This is a genomic window from Microbispora catharanthi, assembly GCF_006334915.2.
Lineage (GTDB): Bacteria > Actinomycetota > Actinomycetes > Streptosporangiales > Streptosporangiaceae > Microbispora > Microbispora catharanthi.
Genome location: NZ_VDMA02000005.1, coordinates 382,503 through 403,597 on the forward strand (window position 1 = coordinate 382,503; position 21,095 = coordinate 403,597).

22 protein-coding genes and 1 riboswitch are annotated in these 21,095 nt (G+C 73.2%); of the genes, 9 read left to right on the forward strand and 13 right to left on the reverse strand.

Annotated features, from left to right (window positions below; translation table 11 throughout):
• Positions 1 to 12: 12 nt before the first annotated feature.
• The 5 genes from FH610_RS12275 to FH610_RS12295 form a co-directional block, all read right to left on the reverse strand.
• Entirely contained in the window at positions 13 to 588 is a 576-nt protein-coding gene (locus FH610_RS12275) for a nucleotidyltransferase family protein (RefSeq protein WP_139574441.1), read from the reverse strand.
• Positions 585 to 1,685: an XdhC family protein gene (locus FH610_RS12280; protein ID WP_139574442.1), complete on the reverse strand. Its 1,101-nt coding sequence runs from the start codon at positions 1,683 to 1,685 to the stop codon at positions 585 to 587. Before FH610_RS12280 ends, FH610_RS12275 begins: the two co-directional genes overlap by 4 nt.
• The gene (locus tag FH610_RS12285; protein WP_338104535.1) at positions 1,678 to 2,877 is read right to left on the reverse strand and encodes a vWA domain-containing protein; all 1,200 of its coding nucleotides are present in this window, start codon (positions 2,875 to 2,877) and stop codon (positions 1,678 to 1,680) included. The genes FH610_RS12280 and FH610_RS12285 overlap by 8 nt, the downstream gene beginning before the upstream one ends.
• Positions 2,870 to 3,772: an AAA family ATPase gene (locus FH610_RS12290; protein WP_139574443.1), complete on the reverse strand. Its 903-nt coding sequence runs from the start codon at positions 3,770 to 3,772 to the stop codon at positions 2,870 to 2,872. Before FH610_RS12290 ends, FH610_RS12285 begins: the two co-directional genes overlap by 8 nt.
• Positions 3,773 to 3,859: 87 nt before the next feature.
• On the reverse strand, positions 3,860 to 4,201 hold the full coding sequence (locus tag FH610_RS12295) for an ArsR/SmtB family transcription factor (protein ID WP_139574444.1): 342 nt from the start codon (positions 4,199 to 4,201) through the stop codon (positions 3,860 to 3,862).
• A gap of 88 nt (positions 4,202 to 4,289) precedes the next feature.
• Between FH610_RS12295 and FH610_RS12300 the strand changes: the two genes are divergently transcribed.
• Positions 4,290 to 5,627, forward strand: coding sequence for an MFS transporter (locus tag FH610_RS12300; protein WP_139574445.1), 1,338 nt, complete (start codon positions 4,290 to 4,292; stop codon positions 5,625 to 5,627).
• 34 nt (positions 5,628 to 5,661) lie between these two features.
• Positions 5,662 to 6,276, forward strand: coding sequence for an HD domain-containing protein (locus FH610_RS12305; RefSeq protein ID WP_139574446.1), 615 nt, complete (start codon positions 5,662 to 5,664; stop codon positions 6,274 to 6,276).
• A gap of 134 nt (positions 6,277 to 6,410) precedes the next feature.
• Here the strand turns inward: FH610_RS12305 and FH610_RS12310 are convergent, their stop codons facing one another.
• Positions 6,411 to 6,677: a DUF4031 domain-containing protein gene (locus tag FH610_RS12310; RefSeq protein ID WP_139574447.1), complete on the reverse strand. Its 267-nt coding sequence runs from the start codon at positions 6,675 to 6,677 to the stop codon at positions 6,411 to 6,413.
• 1,086 nt (positions 6,678 to 7,763) lie between these two features.
• Between FH610_RS12310 and FH610_RS12320 the strand changes: the two genes are divergently transcribed.
• On the forward strand, positions 7,764 to 8,366 hold the full coding sequence (locus FH610_RS12320) for a hypothetical protein (RefSeq protein WP_205825715.1): 603 nt from the start codon (positions 7,764 to 7,766) through the stop codon (positions 8,364 to 8,366).
• 130 nt (positions 8,367 to 8,496) lie between these two features.
• Here the strand turns inward: FH610_RS12320 and FH610_RS12325 are convergent, their stop codons facing one another.
• On the reverse strand, positions 8,497 to 9,630 hold the full coding sequence (locus FH610_RS12325; RefSeq protein WP_139574448.1) for an epoxide hydrolase family protein: 1,134 nt from the start codon (positions 9,628 to 9,630) through the stop codon (positions 8,497 to 8,499).
• Positions 9,631 to 9,719: 89 nt separating this feature from the next.
• Here FH610_RS12325 and FH610_RS12330 point away from each other — a divergent pair, with 89 nt between their 5' ends.
• The 5 genes from FH610_RS12330 (at position 9,720) to FH610_RS12350 (ending at position 14,550) form a co-directional block, all read left to right on the forward strand.
• Entirely contained in the window at positions 9,720 to 10,679 is a 960-nt protein-coding gene (locus FH610_RS12330; protein WP_139574449.1) for a helix-turn-helix transcriptional regulator, read from the forward strand.
• Between the two features lie 79 nt (positions 10,680 to 10,758).
• Complete coding sequence (locus FH610_RS12335) at positions 10,759 to 11,604, forward strand: ABC transporter permease (RefSeq protein WP_139574450.1); 846 nt, start codon at positions 10,759 to 10,761, stop codon at positions 11,602 to 11,604.
• An 8-nt stretch (positions 11,605 to 11,612) separates the two neighbouring features.
• Positions 11,613 to 12,392, forward strand: a complete 780-nt coding sequence (locus FH610_RS12340; protein ID WP_240808912.1) for an ABC transporter ATP-binding protein — start codon at positions 11,613 to 11,615, stop codon at positions 12,390 to 12,392.
• Positions 12,389 to 13,384 (forward strand): ABC transporter substrate-binding protein, encoded by a 996-nt coding sequence (locus FH610_RS12345; RefSeq protein ID WP_139574452.1) that lies wholly within the window; start codon positions 12,389 to 12,391, stop codon positions 13,382 to 13,384. The genes FH610_RS12340 and FH610_RS12345 overlap by 4 nt, the downstream gene beginning before the upstream one ends.
• Complete coding sequence (locus FH610_RS12350) at positions 13,381 to 14,550, forward strand: LLM class flavin-dependent oxidoreductase (RefSeq protein ID WP_139574453.1); 1,170 nt, start codon at positions 13,381 to 13,383, stop codon at positions 14,548 to 14,550. The genes FH610_RS12345 and FH610_RS12350 overlap by 4 nt, the downstream gene beginning before the upstream one ends.
• Before the next feature lie 25 nt (positions 14,551 to 14,575).
• Here FH610_RS12350 and FH610_RS12355 read toward each other — a convergent pair whose 3' ends face one another.
• The 6 genes from FH610_RS12355 to ribD all read right to left on the reverse strand — a co-directional run bounded on the left by FH610_RS12355 (position 14,576) and on the right by ribD (position 19,429).
• The gene (locus FH610_RS12355) at positions 14,576 to 15,025 is read right to left on the reverse strand and encodes a PH domain-containing protein (protein ID WP_139574454.1); all 450 of its coding nucleotides are present in this window, start codon (positions 15,023 to 15,025) and stop codon (positions 14,576 to 14,578) included.
• 146 nt (positions 15,026 to 15,171) lie between these two features.
• Positions 15,172 to 15,642, reverse strand: a complete 471-nt coding sequence (gene ribH, locus FH610_RS12360; RefSeq protein ID WP_139574455.1) for a 6,7-dimethyl-8-ribityllumazine synthase — start codon at positions 15,640 to 15,642, stop codon at positions 15,172 to 15,174.
• Positions 15,643 to 15,703: 61 nt separating this feature from the next.
• The gene (locus FH610_RS12365) at positions 15,704 to 16,963 is read right to left on the reverse strand and encodes a bifunctional 3,4-dihydroxy-2-butanone-4-phosphate synthase/GTP cyclohydrolase II (protein WP_139574456.1); all 1,260 of its coding nucleotides are present in this window, start codon (positions 16,961 to 16,963) and stop codon (positions 15,704 to 15,706) included.
• Positions 16,960 to 17,595, reverse strand: coding sequence for a nicotinamide mononucleotide transporter family protein (locus FH610_RS12370; protein WP_139574457.1), 636 nt, complete (start codon positions 17,593 to 17,595; stop codon positions 16,960 to 16,962). Before FH610_RS12370 ends, FH610_RS12365 begins: the two co-directional genes overlap by 4 nt.
• A 73-nt stretch (positions 17,596 to 17,668) precedes the next feature.
• Complete coding sequence (locus FH610_RS12375) at positions 17,669 to 18,277, reverse strand: riboflavin synthase (RefSeq protein ID WP_139574458.1); 609 nt, start codon at positions 18,275 to 18,277, stop codon at positions 17,669 to 17,671.
• Positions 18,278 to 19,429 (reverse strand): bifunctional diaminohydroxyphosphoribosylaminopyrimidine deaminase/5-amino-6-(5-phosphoribosylamino)uracil reductase RibD, encoded by a 1,152-nt coding sequence (gene ribD, locus FH610_RS12380; protein WP_240808913.1) that lies wholly within the window; start codon positions 19,427 to 19,429, stop codon positions 18,278 to 18,280.
• Positions 19,430 to 19,561: 132 nt separating this feature from the next.
• Positions 19,562 to 19,713, reverse strand: a riboswitch (FMN riboswitch).
• Between the two features lie 340 nt (positions 19,714 to 20,053).
• Between ribD and FH610_RS12385 the strand changes: the two genes are divergently transcribed.
• A complete protein-coding gene (locus FH610_RS12385) occupies positions 20,054 to 21,073 on the forward strand; it encodes an ABC transporter permease (RefSeq protein WP_139574459.1) in 1,020 nt (339 codons plus the stop codon).
• Positions 21,074 to 21,095: the final 22 nt, after the last annotated feature.

A 21,095-nucleotide genomic window follows, 5' to 3' on the forward strand; every position in this document is an offset into this window, starting at 1 on the left:
GAATCGGACGAATCACCTCTTCTTCAGTCGGCGCAGGTCAGCCGGGGTGTCGACGTCCGCGGGGTCGCCCACGTCATCACAGGGCACGGCCGTGACCAGTTCGGGGTGCGCGCGCAGGAAGGGCCGCGCCCCCACGTCGCCCTCGGCGAGCGCGGCCACCTCCGCCAGGTGCTCGCGGGCGATGAGCACCGGGTTGCGCGGCGCCCCGCCGTACGCCGCGACGGCGACGCGGGCGCCGGCCTCGAACGCCGCGACCAGCCGGCGCACCGCCTCGGGCCGCACCAGCGGCTGGTCGGCCAGCGCGATCACCACCGCGGGGGCGGCCGGCGGGAGCGCGCGCAGCCCGGCCCGCAGCGACGACCCCATGCCGGACGCCCAGCCGGGATTGCGCACGACGACCGCGCCGGCGACCGGCACGTCGGCGGCCCCGACGACGATCAGCACCGGCCGGCACCCGCCCTCGGCGAGCAGCCGCACCCCGCGGTCGGCCAGCCGCTCGCCCTCGAACTCCACCAGCGCCTTCGGCCCGCCGAACCGGCTGCCGCCTCCGGCGGCCAGCAGCAGCCCGGCGACCGCCGCACCGCTCACCGCGACTCGCCGTGGATGCGTCCCGACGTCTCGGTGAGCGGCCTGCCGCTGCCGCCCCAGCGCAGCTGGATCAGCTCGGCCGCGATCGACACGGCCGTCTCCTCCGGCGTGCGCGCCCCGAGGTCGAGCCCGATCGGCGACCTCAGCCGGGCCAGTTCGTCCTCGGTCAGGCCGGCCTCGCGCAGCCGGGCCAGCCGGTCCGCGTGCGTGCGCCGCGACCCCATGGCCCCGACGTACGTCGCGGGGGTGCGCAGGGCCACCTCCAGCAGCGGCACGTCGAACTTCGGGTCGTGGGTGAGCACGCAGATCGCGGTGCGCTCGTCGACCTCGGCGGCGGCCAGGTAGTCGTGCGGCCAGGCCACCACGACCTCGTCGGCCTCGGGGAACCGCTTGGCCGTGGCGAAGACCGGCCGCGCGTCGCACACCACCACGTGGTAGCCGAGGAAGCGGCCGATCCGCGCGACGGCCGCGGCGAAGTCGATCGCGCCGAAGACCAGCATGCGCGGCGGCGGCGCGAACGACTGCACGAACACCCGCAGGTCGTCCAGCCGCCGCTCGCCCTCGGGGCCGTAGCGCCGCACGCCGGTCAGGCCCTGCGCGAGCATGCCGCGCACGTCGTCGTCCACCGCGTCGTCGAGCCGGGCCGAGCCGAGCGAGCCCGCCGCCCGGTCCGGCCAGACCACGCGGCGGGCCCCCACGCGACCGGGGCCCGCGACGATCGTGGCCACCGCGACCGGACGCCGCGCGGCGACGTCCGCGGCGACCTCCCCCAGCTGCGGATAGTCCTCCTTCGAGACCGGCTCCACGAACACGTCGATGATCCCGCCGCAGGTCAGGCCGACCGCGAAGGCGTCGTCGTCGCTCACGCCGTACCGCTGCAGCACCGGCGTCCCGGTGGCGACGACCTGCGCGGCGAGCTCGTACACCGCTCCCTCGACGCAGCCGCCCGACACGCTGCCGGCCGCCTCGCCGTCGAGGACCGCCATGGCCGCCCCCGGCGGGCGCGGCGCGCTGCGGAAGGTGCCGACGACGGTGGCGAGGCCGAACCGCCGCCCCTGCTCCCACCAGCGCAGCACCTGGTCCAGCACGTCACGCATCGGCCCCTCCTCTCCTCACTGCCCGCGCGGGCCGGTCGCCGGCCAGCAGCGCGGCCAGGTCCTCGTACGCGGCCAGGCTGTGCCCGGCGACGAAGTCCGTGACGTACGGCAGCGCCGCGCGGATGCCCGCGGTCAGCGGCCGGTACGCCGGGTCGCCCTTGTGCGGGTTGACCCACACGACGCGGCGGGCGAGCCGGGACAGCCGGGCCATCTGCGCACCCAGCAGGTCGGCCTGGCCCCGCTCCCACCCGTCGGAGGCGATCACGACGATCGCGCCCCGGGGATCGGGCAGGCGCAGCAGCGCCCGCACCTCCTCGCCCAGCCGGGTGCCACCGCTCCAGTCGGGGATGGCCGCCGAGCACTCGTCCATGGCGAGGCCGGGGTCGCGGTGGCGCAGCGCGGCGGTGATCCTGGTGAGCCGGGTTCCCACGCTGAACACCTCGGTCGCCCCCGGCTCCGCGCGCACCAGCGCGTGGGCGAAGCGCAGCAGCGTGTCGGCGTAGGCGGCCATCGAGCCGCTGACGTCCACGAGCATGACGACCCGCCGCGGGCGGTGCGTGCGCACGCGGCGGCGCAGCCGGGCCGGTTCCCCGCCGTGCCGCAGGATCTCCCTGACCGTGCGCCGCGCGTCGGTCGCGCCGCCGTGGGGCGCCGGGCGGTAGCGCCGCGCCCTGCGCGGCTGCCGCGTGCCGCGCAGCAGCGCGAGCAGGCGGTGCACCTCCCGCCGCTCGGCCTCGCTCATCCGCGCCACGTCCCGGTGCCGCAGCACCTCGATCTCGCTCGCCGCGGCCGGGGGCGCGCCCGGCTCGCCCGCCGGTTCCGGCTCCCCGCCGCCGTACGGCGCCGCCACCGGGCGGGTCACGGACACGGCCGTCGCGCGCACGCGGCGCGGTGCGCGGAAGGCGGCGGAGAAGTAGGCCGCGAAGCAGCGGTCGTAGCGGGGCAGGTCGTCGGGCCCGGCGCACAGGGTGAGACGGCCCGCCCAGTAGACGTTCCGCCCATCGGCGGCGTCGAGGTGGCCGAGCGCCGCGAGGAAGCTCTGGGTGCGATGGTGGTCGGCCGCGACCCCCGCCGCCCGCAGCGTCCGGGCGAACCCGGTCAGCACCGCGACAGGTTCGGGACCGGGCGACGCGAGCAGGCCCGGGTGGTGGCCGCCCCCGCCCCGGCCGGTCACGGCGGCATCGTCAGCCACGGCCGCCGTCCGGTGTGAGCAGCCCCCGGGCCCGGACGCTCTCCTGGTCCTCCCGGTGCTTGAGCACCGCGCCCAGCGTGGCGGCGGCCAGGGCCGGATCGAGCTCCACCGCACCGAGCGTGAGCAGCGCCTCGGTCCAGTCGAGGGTTTCGGCGATGCCCGGCGGCTTGACCAGGCCGGCCTCGCGCATCCGGCCCGCCGTCCGCGCCACGTCGGCCGCGAGCCGCTCCGCGCATCCGGGCAGGCGCCGACGCAGGATCGCCACCTCCCGATCGAACCCCGGGTGCTCCAGCCAGTGGTACAGGCAGCGCCGTTTGAGCGCGTCGTGCACCTCGCGGGTCCTGTTGGAGGTCAGGACGACGACCGGCGGGCTCGCCGCGCTGATCGTCCCGATCTCCGGCACCGAGATCGTGAAGTCGGACAGCACCTCGAGCAGGAACGCCTCGAACTCGTCGTCGGCCCGGTCGATCTCGTCCACGAGCAGCACGCTGGGCTGCGTCTCCAGGGCCCGCAGCAGCGGCCTGGCGATGAGGAACCGCCGGTCGTAGATCTCGCCCTCGAGCGCGGCGACGTCGGCCACGCCGGCCGCCTCGGCCGCCTTGAGATGCAGGAGCTGACGCGGGAAGTCCCAGTCGTACATGGCCTGCGCCGCGTCGAGCCCCTCGTGGCACTGCAGCCTGATCAGCGGCGCGTCCAGGATCGCCGCCAGCGTTTTGGCCAGCTCGGTCTTGCCGACGCCCGCCTCGCCTTCCAGGAACAGCGGCCGGCCCATCTTCAGGGCGAGGTAGGCCGCGGTCGTCACGCCCTCGTCGGCCAGGTAGTCGTGGTGGTCGAGCAGCTCCGCCAGCCTCGCCGGCGCGTCGATGTCCGAGATCGTGGTCGTCCGCCGCAGCACACGGACAGGCTACGTGGCGGGCGTTCCGCGAGGCTCTGGCCGAATCCGCCAAAGCCGGGCCTGTCACACGGCGCCGCGTCGCCACGATCACACAGATCCGCCCGGGTCCTCCTCCGCGGTCGTGCCGAGCACGGCGTCCAGCAGGCCGGGGAAGCGGTCGTCCAGGTCCTCCCTGCGCAGGCTCACGTACCGCTGCCGGCCCTCCGGCACGTTGCGGACGACACCGGCCTCGCGAAGGGTCTTCAGGTGGTGCGACAGCGTCGACTTCGGCACCTCTCCACCGGTGGGCTGGCACGCCGCCACCTCCAGCGGGCCCTGCGCCAGCCGGCGTACGAGCGCCAGCCGCGAGGGGTCGCTGAGCGCGAACAGCACGTCGGTCAGCACCAGGCTCGCGGCGTCGGGGTGCGGTAGGTCCCGGGCTCCAGGCATGGTTCGATAATAGTTGAACTATCGGGCGCTCCGTCGTACGGTGTGACGGTTCGAGAATTTTGGAACCGTGAACGATGGGAGTGCCGAGATGACGAACTCGGGGGGCTGCGCTCCGTCCGCGAACACCCTGGAGGCGGACCCGCGGGCGCCGGGCCGCGCGGCCGGACGGCGAGACCACGCGGCCGGACGGCGGGACGGCCCGGCAGGGACGGCGGCGCGCGGCCGGATCTCCCGCGCGGCCGGGTTCTGGCTGCTCGCCGGGACCCTGGTGGCGTTCATGGCCGCATCGAGCACCCCCTCCCCTCTCTACGTGCTCTACCAGCAGCGCTGGGGGTTCTCGGCGGCCACGCTGACCGCCGTGTTCGCGGTCTACGCCCTGGCGTTGCTGATCGCGCTGCTCACCGTGGGCGAGCTGTCCGACCACGTCGGCCGGCGGCCCGTGCTGATCGCGGCCCTGCTGGCCGAGGCCGGCGCCATGGTCGCGTTCCTGACGGCGGACGGCGTCGGGCCGCTGCTGCTGGCCAGGGCGGTGCAGGGCCTCGCCACCGGCGCGGCGACGGGCGCGATCAGCGCCGGCCTGGTGGACCTGCAGCCGGGGTCCCGCCGCGTCCGTCAGCTGGGCGCGCTGGTGAACAGCGCCGCGCCGAGCGGCGGCCTGGCGGCGGGAGCGCTCGGCGCCGGGTTGTTCGTGCGCTACACGACCACGCCGACGACGTCGGTCTTCGTCCTGCTCACGGCCGTCTTCGTGGTGCTGGCGGCCGCGATGGCGCTGCTGCCGGAGCCGGTCGCGCCCCGTCCCGGCCGGGGCCGGGACGCGCTCGTCTCGCTGCGCCCGCGTGCGGGCGTGCCGCGGCACGCCCGCAGCGCGTTCACGGCGGCCGCGCCCTGCCTGGTCGCCACGTGGGCCATGGGCGGGCTCTACCTGTCGCTCGGCGGCTCGCTGACCGCGGGCGTCCTGCGCATTTCCGACCACCTGGTCGGCGGGCTCGTCGTCGCCGCGCTCACCGCCGCGGGCGCCGTGGCGTCGGTGACCGTACGCGACAGGGCCGCGGGGCGGGTCATGGCGGGCGGGTCGCTGATGCTCGCCGCCGGCACCGGCCTGACCCTGGCGGCGCTCGCCGCCGCCTCCGCGCCGCTGTTCTTCGCCGGGGCGGTCGTCGCGGGCTGCGGGTTCGGCAGCGCCTTCCTCGGCGCGCTCCGCTCACTCGCGACGCTGGCCGGTCCGGCCGAGCGGGCCGCGCTGTTCGCCTCCGTCTACGTCGTCAGCTACCTCGCCTTCAGCGTCCCCGCGCTGGTGGCGGGGCTCGCGGTCTCGTCGCTCGGCCTGCGGGCCACGGCCACCGTGTACGGCTGCGGGGTCGTCGTCCTGGCCCTCCTCGCGGCGGTCCTGGGCCTCGTCCGCGAGCGTGCGGCCCGCCCGGCCTGAAGAAACGCCGCCTGGGGCGCTTAGGGTTCGGCACATGACCGACGATCGGAGCCTGCCCCGGCCCGGCTGCCTCACCGGCTCGCCGGCCGGGCGGGCGCTCGCCGCCGAGCTGGAGGCCCGCTGGGCGCAGGCGCACCGGCGCTACCACACCACGTCCCATCTGCGGGCGGTCCTGGCCGCGATCGAGCCGCTCGCCGCCCAGGCCGGGGACGCCGACGCCGTACGGCTGGCCGCGTGGTTCCACGACGCCGTCTACGACGGGCGGCCGGGATGGGACGAGGAACGCAGCGCCCAGCTCGCGCAGGCCCGGCTGACCGCCTGCGGTTTGCCCGCGGAGCGGGTGCGCGAGGTGGCCCGGCTCGTGCGGCTGACGGCGGGGCACACCTACGAGCCCGGCGACATGAACGCGGCCGTCCTGTGCGACGCCGATCTGGCGATCCTCGCGGCACCGCCCGGCGCCTACGAGGCGTACACGAGGGCCGTACGCGAGGAGTACCGGCACGTGCCGGACGCGGCCTTCAGGGCCGGACGGGCCGGGGTGCTGCGGGAGTTGCTCGGCAAGCCCCGCCTGTTCGGCACTCCCGTGGGCCGGGACCTGTGGGAGCTGCGGGCACGCGAGAACATCGCCGCCGAGCTGGCCGGCCTCTGAGATGCCCTGCCTCTGAGATGCTCGGCCTCTGAAATGCATAGCGCTCGGCGCGGGCCGCACCGTTCGGTTCGAGCCCGGGGACGTCACGGGCGACTGTCCGTCGGTCGCCCGATCGCCCGCCTTTACGATGTAGATCAGGCGCGCGTCTTCGGCCGGCGCAGGCCCGACTCGCGCAGGCGGCGCACCAGTTCCTGACTGCCGACGGGCTCGGCCCCGAGGGACACGGCCCGGTCGTAGACCGTCTCCGGCACGTCGTAGTGATCCCGGTCGAAGGCCCGCTCGGGCACGCCGAGCAGGCGGGCGAAGTCGTGCAGTTCCTCCAGCGAGGAGTCGCTGACCAGATGCGACCACAGCAGGCCCCGGGGTCCCGGCCAGTTCGGCCGGTCGATCAGCACCGCCATGCGCCCCTCCCCCGGGCCGATCGGGTGACCCGCAGCGAAGCGAGGACTACCCGATCGGTCCCTGCGGGGTCCGGGGGCCATCCCCCCGGTGTCGTCCCGGGCGAGCATAGCCCGGGGCGCCGGCCGCCACTTCGCCGCCGCCCGTCCCCCGGCGATACGGCAGCCGGCACGGCGGTGGCGGATTCGGAGCGAATCACAGATGACCGGAGAACGCGCCGACGGTCCCCCGAGGGCTGCCGTAGCAGGGATTACCTCCTAGCATTTCCCCGGGACTCGCTGGCACTTGGGACAGCATTTGTACTTACGGTGGTTCGTGCATCGATAGGTGCACTTGGGCGGCTTCGGCTTCGCGTACGAATTACCGGCAGCCGCCTGCGTGACGGCCGCGCCACCCGTGCCACCCGTGCCCGCCGACGCCGGAGACGCCGCGGCCGGCCAGAGCGCGATCGTGCCGAGGAGCGCCGAGCCGACGATCATGCTGAATCGTCCACCTCGCATGGCCTTTCTCCCTTCCGATCAAAGCCGCGGTGCGGCGGATCGGGTCGTTTCTCCCTCATTGTCCGAATCGCTTCCGGCGGGCGTCCAGCCCAACACCCGCCACGCGGGATGATCCAGGGAAAATCCGATGCGAATCCCGATCCGGCGATTGGCATGGATCGATGAATGACGGGCCGGGTCGGCTCCGGAATGGTCCCGCCTCTGGTTTCCACTGGCGCGGGATCTACGTCCACACGAGGCGCCGGACCGCGCCACGCCGGATTCCCCGGCGAATTCGCAGCGCCTTCCGTGCTTTCGCCATACCAACCGTGCGGCGGCCCCAAAATGTCCGTCCGGCCACGGCATGGAAAGCGCCCCGACCCGGCAAAAGCCCGCATAGTCGCCACATGGGCGGCAACCGTCGTCCAGAACGCCCTCACGCTGGAGGGTCAGTACGGCCCCGCGACATCCGCGACCCCGTGAGCGTCGCGGCGAAGGGCGCCGATCACACACCCGCGACGGCCCGGATTCGGGACGCCATACGGTGCGCGGGCCGGTGCGCCGCGGAACCACAGGGTCCACACGATCCACTGGTCACAGGGGGAAACGATGGCTGCACGAACTGTTCGATCCCTTACCGCGCTCGCGGCGGCGGCCGTGCTGACGATGGCGCTGCTCGTCGGCTGCGGCGGCGGCACGACCACCACCCCGGCGTCCGGAGGCGCCGCCGCGGCCGGCGCGGCCGGCCCGGCCGCGCTCGTCACGCCGACCGCGGCCGAGAGCGAGTACAACTCGCCGTGCCCGACCGGCGGCAACGCCAAGAAGTTCGCCAAGACCAGGTTCGCGCTGCACGCGGGTCTCGCGCTCGGCGCCTTCCACCGCTACATCTACAAACCGCTGCGCAGCGGAGGCTTCAGGGCCGGAGCGGAGAAGCGCAAGCGCACGATCGCGAAGGCCGCGATCGCCGGCGCCTTCGCCCTGCACCAGCTGAAGGTCGCCAAGAGCTTCGCCACGGCCAATCCGAGCCTGTGCAGGGCCGTCGAGGGCGTCAACTCCCGGTTCGCCGCGCTGACCGGCAAGCTGCACAACGGCACCGCCACGCCGGCCGACATCGACGCCGGCAAGAGCTCGATGGACGGCCTGCAGCGCGACGCCGCGAAGACCGGCTACAAGTTCAAGGAGCAGAACGTCAACATCCCGGGCGCGAGCTGACCGCCGCGGAAGACGCCGCTCCGGGCCCGGCCCGGTGCCCCGCGCACCTGGCCGGGGCGTTCACCCGACGAGCGGCCGCGTCGCCTCCGCGAGGCGGCGGGGTGAGGACGGCGCGGCCGGTCCGCGCCGGTCAGCCCACCTTGGCGAAGAACGCGCGGATGTCGGCGGCGAGGTGATCCGGCTGGTCCATCGCGATGAAGTGGTGGCCGCCCGGGTTGTCCTCCGGCCAGTGGAGGACGGTGTTGTGCCGTTCGGCGAGCCGGCGGATGCCGGGCGGTCCGCTGTACACGCCGGTCGGCGCGACGGTCTGGCCCTCCGGCCAGCCGAAGCCGGTGCTCTCGTAGTACGGCCAGGCCGACGTCCCGAACGTCCCGGTGAGCCAGTACAGGCTCACATTGGTCAGGAACAGGTCCCGGTCGACGACCTCCTCGAGAGGCCTGCCCGAGGCGTTGAACTCGTGGAACTTCTGGGTCATCCAGGCCAGTGCCGCGAGCGGTGAGTCGTGCCACCCGTACGTGAAGGTCTGCGGCGCCGCGCGCAGCAGACCGTGGTGGTCGACGCCGTTCATCCAGTCCTGTGCCAGCAGCCGGGCATAGGCCGCCCGCTCGTCCTCGGTCATCTCCGGAAGGTCCTTCTCCGCGGGGAAGCCGAGACCGCTGACGATGTAGACGCCGGCCACGTTGTCCGGCGCCGCCTTGGCCACCTCCGGGGCGACGTAGGCCCCGAAATCCCCGCCCTGCGCGCCGTACCGCTCGTAGCCGAGACGACGCATCAGCTCCGCCCAGGTCCGCGCCACGCGCGCCGCGGTCCAGCCGGTGCCGCGCGGCGGCGCGGAGAAGCCGAAGCCCGGCAGGGAGGGCACCACGACGTGGAACGCTCGGGCGGGATCGCCGCCGTACGCGCGGGGGTCGGCAAGACGGCCGATGAGCTCGGTGAACTCCAGGAACGAGTTCGGCCAGCCGTGCGTGAGGACGAGCGGCAGAGCGCCGGGCTCGGCCGAGCGTACGTGCAGGAAGTGGATGTCCTGACCGTCGATCTCGGTCATGAACTGCGGGAACTCGTTCAGCCGCGCCTCGTGCCGGCGCCAGTCGTACTCCTGACGCCAGTAGCGGGCGAGCTCCCGGAGGAGGGCGGCGGGGACGCCGCGGCTCCATCCGTCGCCGGGCAGCGTACGGGGCCACCGGGCGCGGTCCAGCCTGTCGTTCAGGTCGTCCAGGTCGGCCGAAGCGATCTCAATACGGAATGGGCGGATCTCGGTGCTCATGTCTCTCCCGATGCGTCGCGATGACGGGATCGACGCTAGGGGTCATGTAGGTCGTGGTCTGTCCTACATGACCGGGCATGCTTGGTGCCATGAGTGACATGTCCGCGCGGTTGCTCGCTCTGCTGTCGCTGCTGCAGACGCCCCGCGAGTGGCCGGGGAGCTTACTGGCCGAGCGTCTGGGGGTCAGCCCCCGGACCATCCGCCGCGACGTCGATCGCCTGCGCGAGCTGGGATATCCGGTCCAGGCGACGATGGGCTCGGTGGGCGGTTACCGGCTCGCCGCGGGTGCGGCCATGCCGCCGCTGCTGCTGGACGACGAGGAGGCGGTGGCCATCGCCGTCGGGCTGCGCACGGCCGCCGCGCATCCGGTGGACGGCATCGACGAGGCGTCCGTGCGCGCCCTGGCCAAGCTGGAGCAGGTGCTGCCCTCCCGACTGCGGCACCGGGTGGGCGCGCTCGCCGCCGCGACCGTGCCGATGCTCGCCGGAGCAGAGCCGCCCGTGGACCCGCGGACCCTGGTGGTGCTCGCCGGGGCCGCCGCCAACCGCGAGCGGCTGCGCTTCGCCTACCGGTCGGGCGACGGCGCCGAGAGCAGGCGCCTGACCGAGCCGTACCGCCTGGTCACGGCCGGACGCCGGTGGTATCTGCTGGCATACGACAACGACCGCGACGACTGGCGCATCTTCCGCGCCGACCGGATCGGCGACCCTCACCCGACCGGCGTACGGTTCCCGGCCCGCGTGCCGCCGGAACAGGACCCGGCCGAGTTCGTCGCCGCCAAGCTGTACTCGTCCGCACCCGTTTACGAGGCGGTGGCGACCCTGCGACTTCCGGCCGGTCAGGCGGCACGCAGGCTCGGCGCCGCCGCGGGGGACGTCGAACCGATCGACGATCACAGCTGCCGCCTGCGCGGACCGGCCGACACCCTGGAGTGGCTCGCGTCGCGTCTGCTCATGCTCGGCTGCGAGTTCGAGGTGCACGAGCCGCCGGAGCTGCGCGCGTATCTGCGTGCGCTGGGCGCCCGCGCGGCCCGCGCCTCGTCGCCATGAAGGTAAACCTATTGACTTGGTAGGAAATGTGGGCAACTCTGGTGGCGAAATCCTTCGTCGTCAACAGCGAGGTGTGTCCATGTCCGTCGTCCAACTCCAGGGCGAGTTAGGGGGCGCGGTCCGGGCGGATCCCCGGCCGCGTCTCCGCTCCGCCACGGCCCGCGGCCCGCGGAGGGGGTGGCACAGGTGGATCAGCCCCCTCGTCGTCGTGCTGCTGTGGCAGCTCGCCAGCGTGCTCGGGCTGCTGCCCGCCCGGCTGCTCGCCGCCCCGTCGCAGATCGCCGCGACCGCGCTCGACCTGGTGCGCTCGGGGACGCTGCCCACGGCGATCGCGGTGTCCCTCGAACGGGTGCTCCTCGGCTTCGCCGCCGGAGCGGTCGCGGGCGTCGGCCTCGCACTGGTCGCCGGGCTGAGCCGGACCGGCGAGAACGCCGTCGATCCGATCATGCAGATGCTCCGGGCGCTGCCGTTCTTCGGGCTGATCCCCCTGTTCATCCTCTGGTTCGGGATCGGGGAGACGCCCAAGGTGCTGCTGGTGGCGCTCGCCGTCTCCTTCCCGCTCTACCTCAACACGTTCGCGGGCATCCGGGGCGTGGACGGCAAGCTCGCCGAGGTCGCCCGGACGCTCAGGCTCGGCCGGACCGCGCTCGTGCGGCACATCGTGCTGCCCGGCGCGCTTCCCCAGACGCTCGTCGGGCTGCGGCAGAGCCTCGGGGTGGCCTGGCTGGCGCTGATCGTGGCCGAGCAGGTCAACGCCGACGCCGGCCTCGGCTACATGATCAACGACGCGCGGGAGTTCCTGCGCACCGACGTGATCGTGGTCGGCCTGCTCGTCTACAGCGCGCTCGGCCTGCTCACCGACGCCCTGGTCCGGCTCCTGGAAAGGAGGGCGCTGGTATGGCGGCGCGAGTTCCTGGCCCGGTGAGTGCCACGGTGAGCGCGCAGGCCCCGGGCGCCGTACGGCCGGCTGCCACGGTGGCGGCCACTGCGGTGGCCACTGCGGTGGCCACGGTGGTGGCGACCGTGCGCGGACTCACCCGGCGCTTCGGCGACCGCACCGTGCTCGACGGCCTCGACCTGACGATCGGGCGGGGCGAGTTCGTCGCGCTCCTCGGCCGCAGCGGCTCGGGCAAGTCCACGCTGCTGCGCGCGCTCGCCGGCCTGGACGAGGAGGTCGAGGGCGGCCTGGAGGTGGACGGCTCGGTGGCCGTGGCATTCCAGGAGCCCCGGCTGGTGCCGTGGAAGCGGGTGCGCGACAACCTCACGCTCGGCCTGACCGCGCCCGACCCGGCCGGCAGGGCGGAGGCGGCGCTGGCCGAGGTGGGCCTGGCCGACCGGGCGCGGGCGTGGCCGCTGACGCTGTCCGGCGGCGAGGCGCAGCGGGCGAGCCTGGCCCGCGCGCTCGTCCGCGAGCCGGGGCTGCTGCTGCTCGACGAGCCGTTCAGCGCGCTCGACGCGCTGACCCGGATCACCGTGCACCGCCTGGTGCTCGATTTGTGGGCGGCGCACGGCCCGGCCGTGCTGCTGGTGACCCACGACGTGGACGAGGCGCTGCTGCTGGCCGACCGGATCCTGGTGCTCGACGGCGGGCGCCTCGCACACGAGTGGACCGTCGCCGCGCCGCGCCCCCGGCACCGCGATCACCCCGACCTGCTCACTCTGCGCGCGGCCCTGCTCTCCGCGCTGGGCGTCACCCCGGAAGGACCCGCATGACCAGGAGACCGCTCGCCGCGCTGCTGATCGCCCTGGCGGCCGTCACCACGGCCTGCGCCTCGACGGCACAGGGCGCGTCCGGAGGGAAGGACGGACAGGCCACGGGCCGCGTCACCCTCCGGGTCGGCGACCAGAAGGCCGGGTCGCAGGCTTTGCTCAAGGCCGCCGGGCTGCTCGACGGCACCTCCTACGCGATCACGTGGTCGCAGTTCACCTCCGGGCCGCCGCTGCTGGAGGCGGTCAACGCGGGCGCGGTCGACATCGGCGGCGTGGGCAACACCCCGCCCGTCTTCGCCGCCGCCTCCGGCTCGAAGATCAAGATCGTGGCGGCGTACCGGCAGAGCGCCAAGGGATCGGCGATCCTCGTCCCCAACGGCTCCGCGATCACCTCGCCTGCCCAGCTCAAGGGCAAGAAGATCGCGGTGGCCAAGGGCAGCTCGGCCCACTACCACCTGCTGGCGGTCCTGAAGAAGGAGGGCCTGTCCTTCAAGGACATCCAGCCGCAGTATCTCCAGCCCGCCGACGCCCTGGCCGCGTTCTCGTCCGGCACCGTCGACGCCTGGGCCATCTGGGACCCCTTCACGTCACAGGCCGAGATCCAGCACAAGGCCCGGCTCGTGGTCGACGGCGCGGGCATCGTCAACGGCCTGGGCTTCCAGGTCGCCGCTCCCGCCGCGCTCGACGACGCGGGCAGGCGGGCCGCGATCGGCGACTTCCTCACCCGGCTGGCCAAGGCGCGGAACTGGGCCGCCACCCACCTGGACGAGTGGGCGAAGGTGTGGGCGCGGGAGACCGGCCTGCCGGTCGAGGTGGCGGACGCGGCCGTGGCCAACGCCGTCGCCACCCCCGTCGTGATCGACGACTCGGTCGTCTCCTCCGAGCAGGAGATCGCCGACGCGTTCACCGCCGAGGGCCTCGTGCCGGGCACCGTCACGTTCTCCCAGTTCGTCGACGACCGCTTCAACGACGTCGTCAGGAAGGCGCAGCGATGAAATTCCACTGGTTCCTGCCCACCTCGGGCGACGGCAGGTCGATCACCGGCGGCGGGCACGGCCTGCGCCGCGTGCACGGGCAGTCGCCGGCCGCCGCGTTCCGGCCGCCCACGATCGACTACCTCGCACAGGTGGCCCGCGCGGCCGAGCAGGCCGGGTTCGAGGCCGTGCTCACCCCCACGGGCACCTACTGCGAGGACGCCTGGCTGGTCACCGCCGCGCTGACCCAGGTGACGACCCGGCTGAAGTTCCTGGTCGCGTTCCGGCCCGGGGCGCTGTCCCCCACGCTCGCGGCCCAGATGGCCGCCACCTACCAGCGGATCTCCGGCGGCCGGCTGCTGCTGAACGTGGTGACCGGCGGGGAGGCGGCCGAGCAGCGGCGGTTCGGCGACCACCTGGGCAAGGACGAGCGGTACGCGCGCACCGCCGAGTTCCTGTCGATCGTGCGCGGCGCGTGGGACGGCCCGTTCGACTTCGCCGGCGACTACTACGACGTCGAGGGGGCGACGGTCGCCGAGCGGCCCGACCCCGTGCCCGAGCTGTACTTCGGCGGCTCCTCGGCCGCCGCGGGCCCGGTCGCGGCCCGGCACGTGGACGTCTACCTCACCTGGGGCGAGCCGCCGTCCCAGGTCGCGGCCAAGCTCGACTGGATGCGCGAACTGGCCGCCGCGGAGGGCCGCACACTGCGCTTCGGCATCCGCCTGCACGTGATCACGAGGGACACCTCCAAGGAGGCGTGGGCGGAGGCCGGGCGGCTGCTCGACCAGATCTCCCCCGAGGACATCGCGTCGGCGCGGGCCGTCCTGTCCCGCAGCGAGTCGGTGGGGCAACAGCGGATGCTCGCGCTCCACGAAGGCTTCCACGGGGGCTTCCAGGAGGGCCTCCAGGGGGGCCGCCGCGGCGGCAGGGTCAGGGACCTGGAGATCCACCCCGGTCTGTGGGCGGGGGTCGGCCTGGTGCGAGGCGGCGCGGGCACCGCGCTCGTCGGCAGCCACGCGGAGGTCGCCGACCTCGTCGAGGAGTACGCCTCACTCGGCGTGGAGGAGTTCGTGCTGTCGGGCTACCCGCATGTGGAGGAGGCCTTCTGGTTCGGCGAGGGCGTGCTGCCCGAACTGCGCCGGCGGGGCCTGCTCGGCGCCGGCGAGCCCGTACGGCTGAGCGCCTGACGGCCCGGCGGGCCCCGCGCCCCCGTCACAGGCGGTCGGGGGCCTCGCCGCGCTCGCGGATGAGGGCGGCGAGCTGGGCCACCGCCCGCCGCGATCGTTCCCGCTCGGTGCTCTGGATGCCCATCGCGCCCAGGCTGATCCCGTTGGCGAGATCCAGCTTGGGCCAGGGGTCGCCCTCCACCATGGTGACGTCCAGCACCTCGGCCCACTCGAAGTGATGGACCCGCAGCGGGTTCACCACCGTGATCCCCTTCTCGTCCGCCCGCACCCGCAGGCGGCCGAGCAGGTGCAGCACGCACGCCACCGCCACGCCGAAGGCGACCATGCCCAGCCGGTCGGGAAGCTTGAACTGCTCCGGCAGGCCGACGGCCAGCAGGATCGAGCCGATCACCATCACCGCCGCCAGGCCGTACGCGATGATCGTCGTAGCGCGGGGCCGCCAGGTGACGGGCAGCGGCGGCGCACTGTCAGACATGACCACCCCCGCGGGTGGGCACTGCGCGGCGGCGTACGGCGTGCCCGGCCGGCGGGGCCGCGGGCGGATGCTGCGTGATCACCAGTCAAGTCTTCCCGGCTCGGCGCTGCGGATGCGAGCGCTGCGGCTACGAGGTTCGGGCGAGGTCAGCCGGCGAGGCCGCGCAAGAGGAGCGCGGTCTCCAGGGCGGCGATCGTCGCCTCGTACCCCTTGTCCTCCTTGCTGCCCGGCACGCCGGACCGCTCGACCGCTTGATCAAGGGTGTCACAGGTCAGCACCCCGTTGCCCACCGGGGTCGACTCGTCGAGCGAGACCCTGGTCAGACCCGTGGTCACCGAGTCGCAGACGTAGTCGAAGTGGGCCGTGTCCCCCCGGATCACCACGCCGAGCGCGACGACGGCGTCGCAGCGCCGGGCCAGGGCCTGCGCGACCACCGGGATCTCCAGCGACCCCGCCACGCGGGCCGTGACCACGGCCGCGCCGCTGTCCCGCGCCGCCCGCTCCGCCCGCTCCAGCAACTGGTCGGTGATCTTCTCGTGCCACCGGGCGGCGACGATGCCGACGGTCAGCCCGCCCGCGTCCACCGCCGCCGCGTCCGGCCGTCCCTCGCCACTCATACGCCCTCCTCGCCTGACGGCCCGAAGCCGCCGTGCTCGCTGATTCGCTCGCTTCGCTCGCTCACGAGGCCTCTTTGCCGAAGTGCTCGCCGTGGATGTCCCGGGGGACGTCGCCCGAGATCTCGTGACCGAGCCGGTCGCGCTTGGCGGTCAGATACCTCTCGTTGTACGGGTTCATCGCCACCGGCATGGCCTCGCGGCCCAGGACCTTGATGCCGTACCCGTCCATGCCGCGCACCTTGGCCGGGTTGTTGGTCAGCAGCCGCACCGACTTCACGCCGAGGTCGGCGAGCATCTGCCCGGCGTTGGAGAACTCCCTGGCGTCCACCGGCAGCCCCAGCTCCAGGTTGGCGTCGACCGTGTCGCTGCCGTTGTCCTGCAGGCTGTAGGCCCGCAGCTTGGCCAGCAGGCCGATGCCCCGCCCCTCGTGGCCGCGCAGGTAGACGATCACGCCGCGCCCGTTCTCGGCGATCATGCGCATGGCCGTGTCGAGTTGCACGCCGCAGTCGCAGCGCAGCGAGCCGAGCACGTCGCCGGTGAGGCATTCCGAGTGCGCCCGGACGAGCACGTTCTCGCCGTCGTCGATGTCGCCGTACACCAGCGCGAGGTGCTCGCCGCCGTCGAGCGCGCTGGCGTAGCCGTACGCGCGCCAGACGCCGTAGCGGTTGGGGATGCGCGTCTCGGCGACCCGGGTGACCATCCGCTCGGACCTGCGGCGGTGCTCGATGAGCTGCTCGATCGACACCAGCGCGAGGTCGTGCTCGTCGGCGAACTCGCGCAGGCGGGGCAGGCGCGCCATCGTGCCGTCGTCGTTGACGATCTCGGCGAGCGCGCCGGCCGGGGTCAGCCCGGCGAGCCTGGCGAGGTCCACCGACGCCTCGGTGTGCCCCGGCCGCACCAGCACGCCGCCCTCGCGGTAGCGCAGCGGGAAGATGTGCCCCGGCCGGACCAGCTCGTACGGCTCGGTGGCCGAGTCGCACAGCGTCCTGATCGTCTTGGCCCGGTCGGCGGCGGAGATGCCCGTCGTCACCCCGTCCCTGGCGTCCACGCTGATCGTGTACGCGGTGCGCAGGCGCTCGCGGTTGTCCTGCACCATCAGCGGCAGGCCGAGCCGGTCGAGCGTGGCCCCCTCCATGCCGACGCAGATGACGCCGCTCGTGTGGCGGATCATGAAGGCGACCAGTTCGGGCGTGGCCTTCGACGCCGCGAAGATGAGGTCGCCCTCGTTCTCACGGTTCTCGTTGTCCACCACCACGACGGGCCTGCCGTCCCTGATGTCGTTGACGGCCCGCTCGATCGGGTCCAGCCTGATCACACTCACGCGGTCACCGCCCGCAACTCGCGCGACTGCCGCAGCCAGCCGCGGAACCCGATCAACACCATGACGAAGAACACCCCGTAGACCAGGCCGGAGACCACGAGCCCGGAGTTGAACGCCAGCGGCACCCCCACGAGGTCCACGGCGACCCAGATGATCCAGAAGTCGACCAGGGCCCTGCCCTGCGCCCAGGTGGCGACCGCGCTGCCGACGAAGATGTACGCGTCGGGCCACGGCGCCCAGGAGATCTTCCAGCCCCGGGAGTTGAGGAAGACGAACAGCAGCGCGACCGCGACCGTCCCGGCGATCATGACGCTGACGAGCGCCACGCGCTCCCGGACGCGCGCCGAGCGGATCGGCAGCTCCGCGCCGCCGCGCGTGCCGCGCGACCACTTCACCCAGCCGTAGATCGCCAGGATGCCGAACAGCGCCTGCTTGAGCGCGTTGCCGGTGATGTGCGCGCTGATCGAGGCCACGAACAGCAGCACGGAACCGACGAGCTGCACCGGCCAGGTCCAGATCGTCTTCCTGATCGCGAGCCAGACCGTGCCCAGCGCGCACACGTTGCCCACCAGGTCGGTCCACAGCACGGGCTTGCCGAACGCGTAGAAGGCCGCCGCGTCGGTCCAGCTCATGCCGCCTCCTCGCCTTCGGCTCGGAATGGCATTCGCCAGACGCTGTGCCTGATGATTCGCTCGCTGCGCTCGCTCATGCCGAAACCCCCTTGACGGTCGCCGCGGTGAGCTTCTCGACGTATTTGGCGATCACGTCGACCTCGAGGTTGACCGGCTCGCCCGGCTTCTTGCGGCCGAGCGTGGTGAGTTCGAGGGTGGTGGGGATCAGGCTGACGGAGAAGGAGTCGTCCGTCACGCCGGCCACGGTGAGGCTGACGCCGTCCACCGCGATCGAGCCCTTCTCCACGACGTACCGGGCGAGGTTCGCGGGCAGCGAGAGCCGCACGACCTCCCAGTGCTCCCCGGGCTCGCGCGACAGCACCTCCCCGGTCCCGTCGACGTGGCCCTGCACGATGTGCCCGCCGAGCCGCTGGTCGGCCCGTACGGCGCGCTCCAGATTGACGCGTGAGCCGGGGCTCAGGGCCCCGAGCGAGGACCGGTCGAGGGTCTCCTTCATCACGTCGGCGGTGAAGGAGTCCCCCTCGGCGTCGGCCACCGTGAGGCAGACGCCGTTGACGGCGATCGAGTCGCCGTGCCCGGCGTCGGCGGTGACGACCGCGCCGCGCACCGTGAGGCGCGCGGAGTCGCCCCGCGGCTCGAGTGCCACGACCTCGCCGAGCTCCTCGACGATTCCGGTGAACATTCAGCTCTCCTTAGGGGACTGCGGGCCGGAGGACTTTGAAGACACAGGGTTGGGAAACACAGGGGACTTCGGACGCAGGACCAGCTTGAGGTCCGGTCCGACGGGGGTGACTTCGGCGAACTCCAGCCGGTGGATCTCGGTGATCGTCGAGACGCCCGCGGGGCCGAGCGCGGCCGCCCCCGCCCCCAGCAGCGCCGGGGCGAGGTAGCCGACGACCCGGTCGACCAGGCCCTCGCGGAGGAAGGCGCCGGCGAGGGCGGGCCCGCCTTCGATCAGCACGCTCACGACCTGCCTGTCGTGCAGCTCGGCCAGGAGGGCGTGCAGGTCGATCCCGCCGGGGACGCGCGGGAGCCGTACGGCGTGGGGGGACAGGTGGGCGGGGACGGCCGCGTCCTCGGCCACGGCGACCAGCGTCGGCGCCTCGCCGTCCAGGACACGGGCTGCGGCCGGGGTGCGGGCGCCCGAGTCCACGACCACGCGCAGCACGGGCGCCGCCCGCGGAGGGGCGGGGACGCCGGCGGTGAGCCGGACGGTCAGCCGGGGGTCGTCGGCGAGCACGGTGCCGATGCCGGCGACGACGGCGTCGCTCTCGGCCCGCAGGCGGTGCACGTCGGCCCTGGCCTCGGGCGAGGTGATCCACTGGCTGGTGCCGTCCTCGGCCGCCGACCGGCCGTCCACGGTGGCGGCGAACTTCCAGGTCACGTACGGCCTGCCGGCCCGCACGTAGGTCAGCCAGGCCGCGTTGACCTCCTCGGCCTCGGCGGCCAGCACGCCCTCGTCCACCACGACGCCGTGCCGCCGCAGGACGGCGGCGCCGCCCGCGGCCTTCGGGTTGGGATCGGAGACGGCGACGACGACCCGGGCCACGCCCGCCTCAAGGAGGGCGGCGGAGCAGGGGCCGGTCCTGCCGGTGTGGTTGCAGGGCTCCAGCGTCACGTAGGCCGTGCCGCCCCTGGCCCGGCCGCCGGCCTCGCGCAGCGCCACGACCTCGGCGTGCGGGCCGCCGGCGTAGGCGTGGAAGCCCACTCCCGCGACCTCGCCCGACGGGTCGAGGATCACACAGCCGACGACGGGATTGGGGCTGGTGCCGCCCAGGCCCCGGGCGGCGAGCGCGATCGCGCGCCGCATGTGAAGGATGTCCGCTGAGGTCACCCCGGTCTTCCTCTCGCCGTTGTCTACGGCGGGCCCCGGGGATCCTTCGGGATGCGGCCTCGCATCACCTGCACGGACGGCCTCGCTGCCGGCGCGGCCACACGGCCGCCCGGCGACACCACGGCCGCCCGTTCGCGCGCTTCCTCCCATCCGGACTTTCACCGTCGGTCCTGGAATCTCACCAGGTCCACCGGCCGATGGCTTCGGCCGGGTCGCGGACTGTCACCCCTGGGGACAGGGGTGTCACCGCCGGTTCGGAATTACACCGACCCCGGAGCACGCTGCTCTGCTACCCGTCAGTGTAGCCATGCCCGGCACGTTGCCCTAGGGCGGGATTGTGGTGATCTGCGGCACACGGTTAACCGGATGCGGTTGGTCTCAACCATGTGCGGGTTGTGTCACAAAGCTGTGACACAAAAGCATTTGTGTAATAAGTAGTGTTCCGTGCCACGTATACCGAGGTCAATGCGGTCGCAGGACACAAGGTGATTTACTTTGCACAACGAAGCAGGCAAGTGGCGAACTACCCGCCTCAAGTGATTGACCCCCGCAAAATTAGTTGCCAGGGTTCCCTATAGTCGGATCTCTTCCGATCGTTAATGGTCCATCCGGGAGCACCGCACCATGACGTTCCCCTCCTCGACCGCGACCGACGCCGCCGCGGAGTCCGCGGACACCGCGGGCACGGCCGGTTCCGGTTCCGCCGTCGTCGGCCGCTCGCCCGGCCAGCTCATGTGGCGCCGTTTCCGGCGCGACAAGACGGGCGTGGTCTCGGCGATCATCGTGCTCGCGTTCTTCCTGATCGCGCTTCTGGCTCCCGTGATCGCGGCGTTGTACGGCAAGGACCCGTACACGACCTACGGCCAGAATCAGCCCGGCCTGCTCAACGAGTTCGGCTATCCCATCGCGCCCAACGGCGGCGTGAGCGGCGATTTCTGGTTCGGGCTGGAGCCGGGCCTGGGCCGCGACGTGTTCACGCAGCTCGTGTACGGCATCCGCACCTCGCTGAGCATCGCGGTCATCGTCACCGTGGTGTCCACGATCATCGGCATCGCGATGGGCATCACCTCGGGCTACATCGGCGGCAAGACCGACTACGTGATCGGGCGGGTCATCGACACGCTGCTCGCCTTTCCCTCGCAGCTCTTCCTCATCGTCTTCCTCCCGGTCGTCGAGGCGGCGTTCGTGCTGCCCGAGGAGGAGACGCCGGTCTGGCTGCGTTACGTGTCCATCTGCGTCGTCCTCACCGTCCTCGGCTGGGCCACGATCGCCCGCCTGCTGCGCGCCCAGGTGCTGTCGCTGCGGGCTCGTGAGTTCGTGGAGGCCGCCCGCGTCACCGGTGCGTCGCCGGCGCGGGTGATCTTCAAGGAACTGCTGCCCAACCTCTGGACGCCGATCATCATCCAGGCCACGCTCGCGCTCCCGCTGTACGTGGGCGCCGAGGCCGGTCTCGGCTTCCTCGGCGTCGGCATGACCGAGCCCACCCCCGACTGGGGCCGGATGTTCCAGGTGGGCGCGAACGTCTACCACTCCGACGTGACCTACCTCCTGTTCCCCGGCGTGTCGATGCTGATCTTCGTCGTCGCCTTCAACCTGCTCGGGGACTCCATCCGCGACGCCTTCGACCCCAAGACAAAGCGCTGACCACGCGCGCTCTCCCCCATAG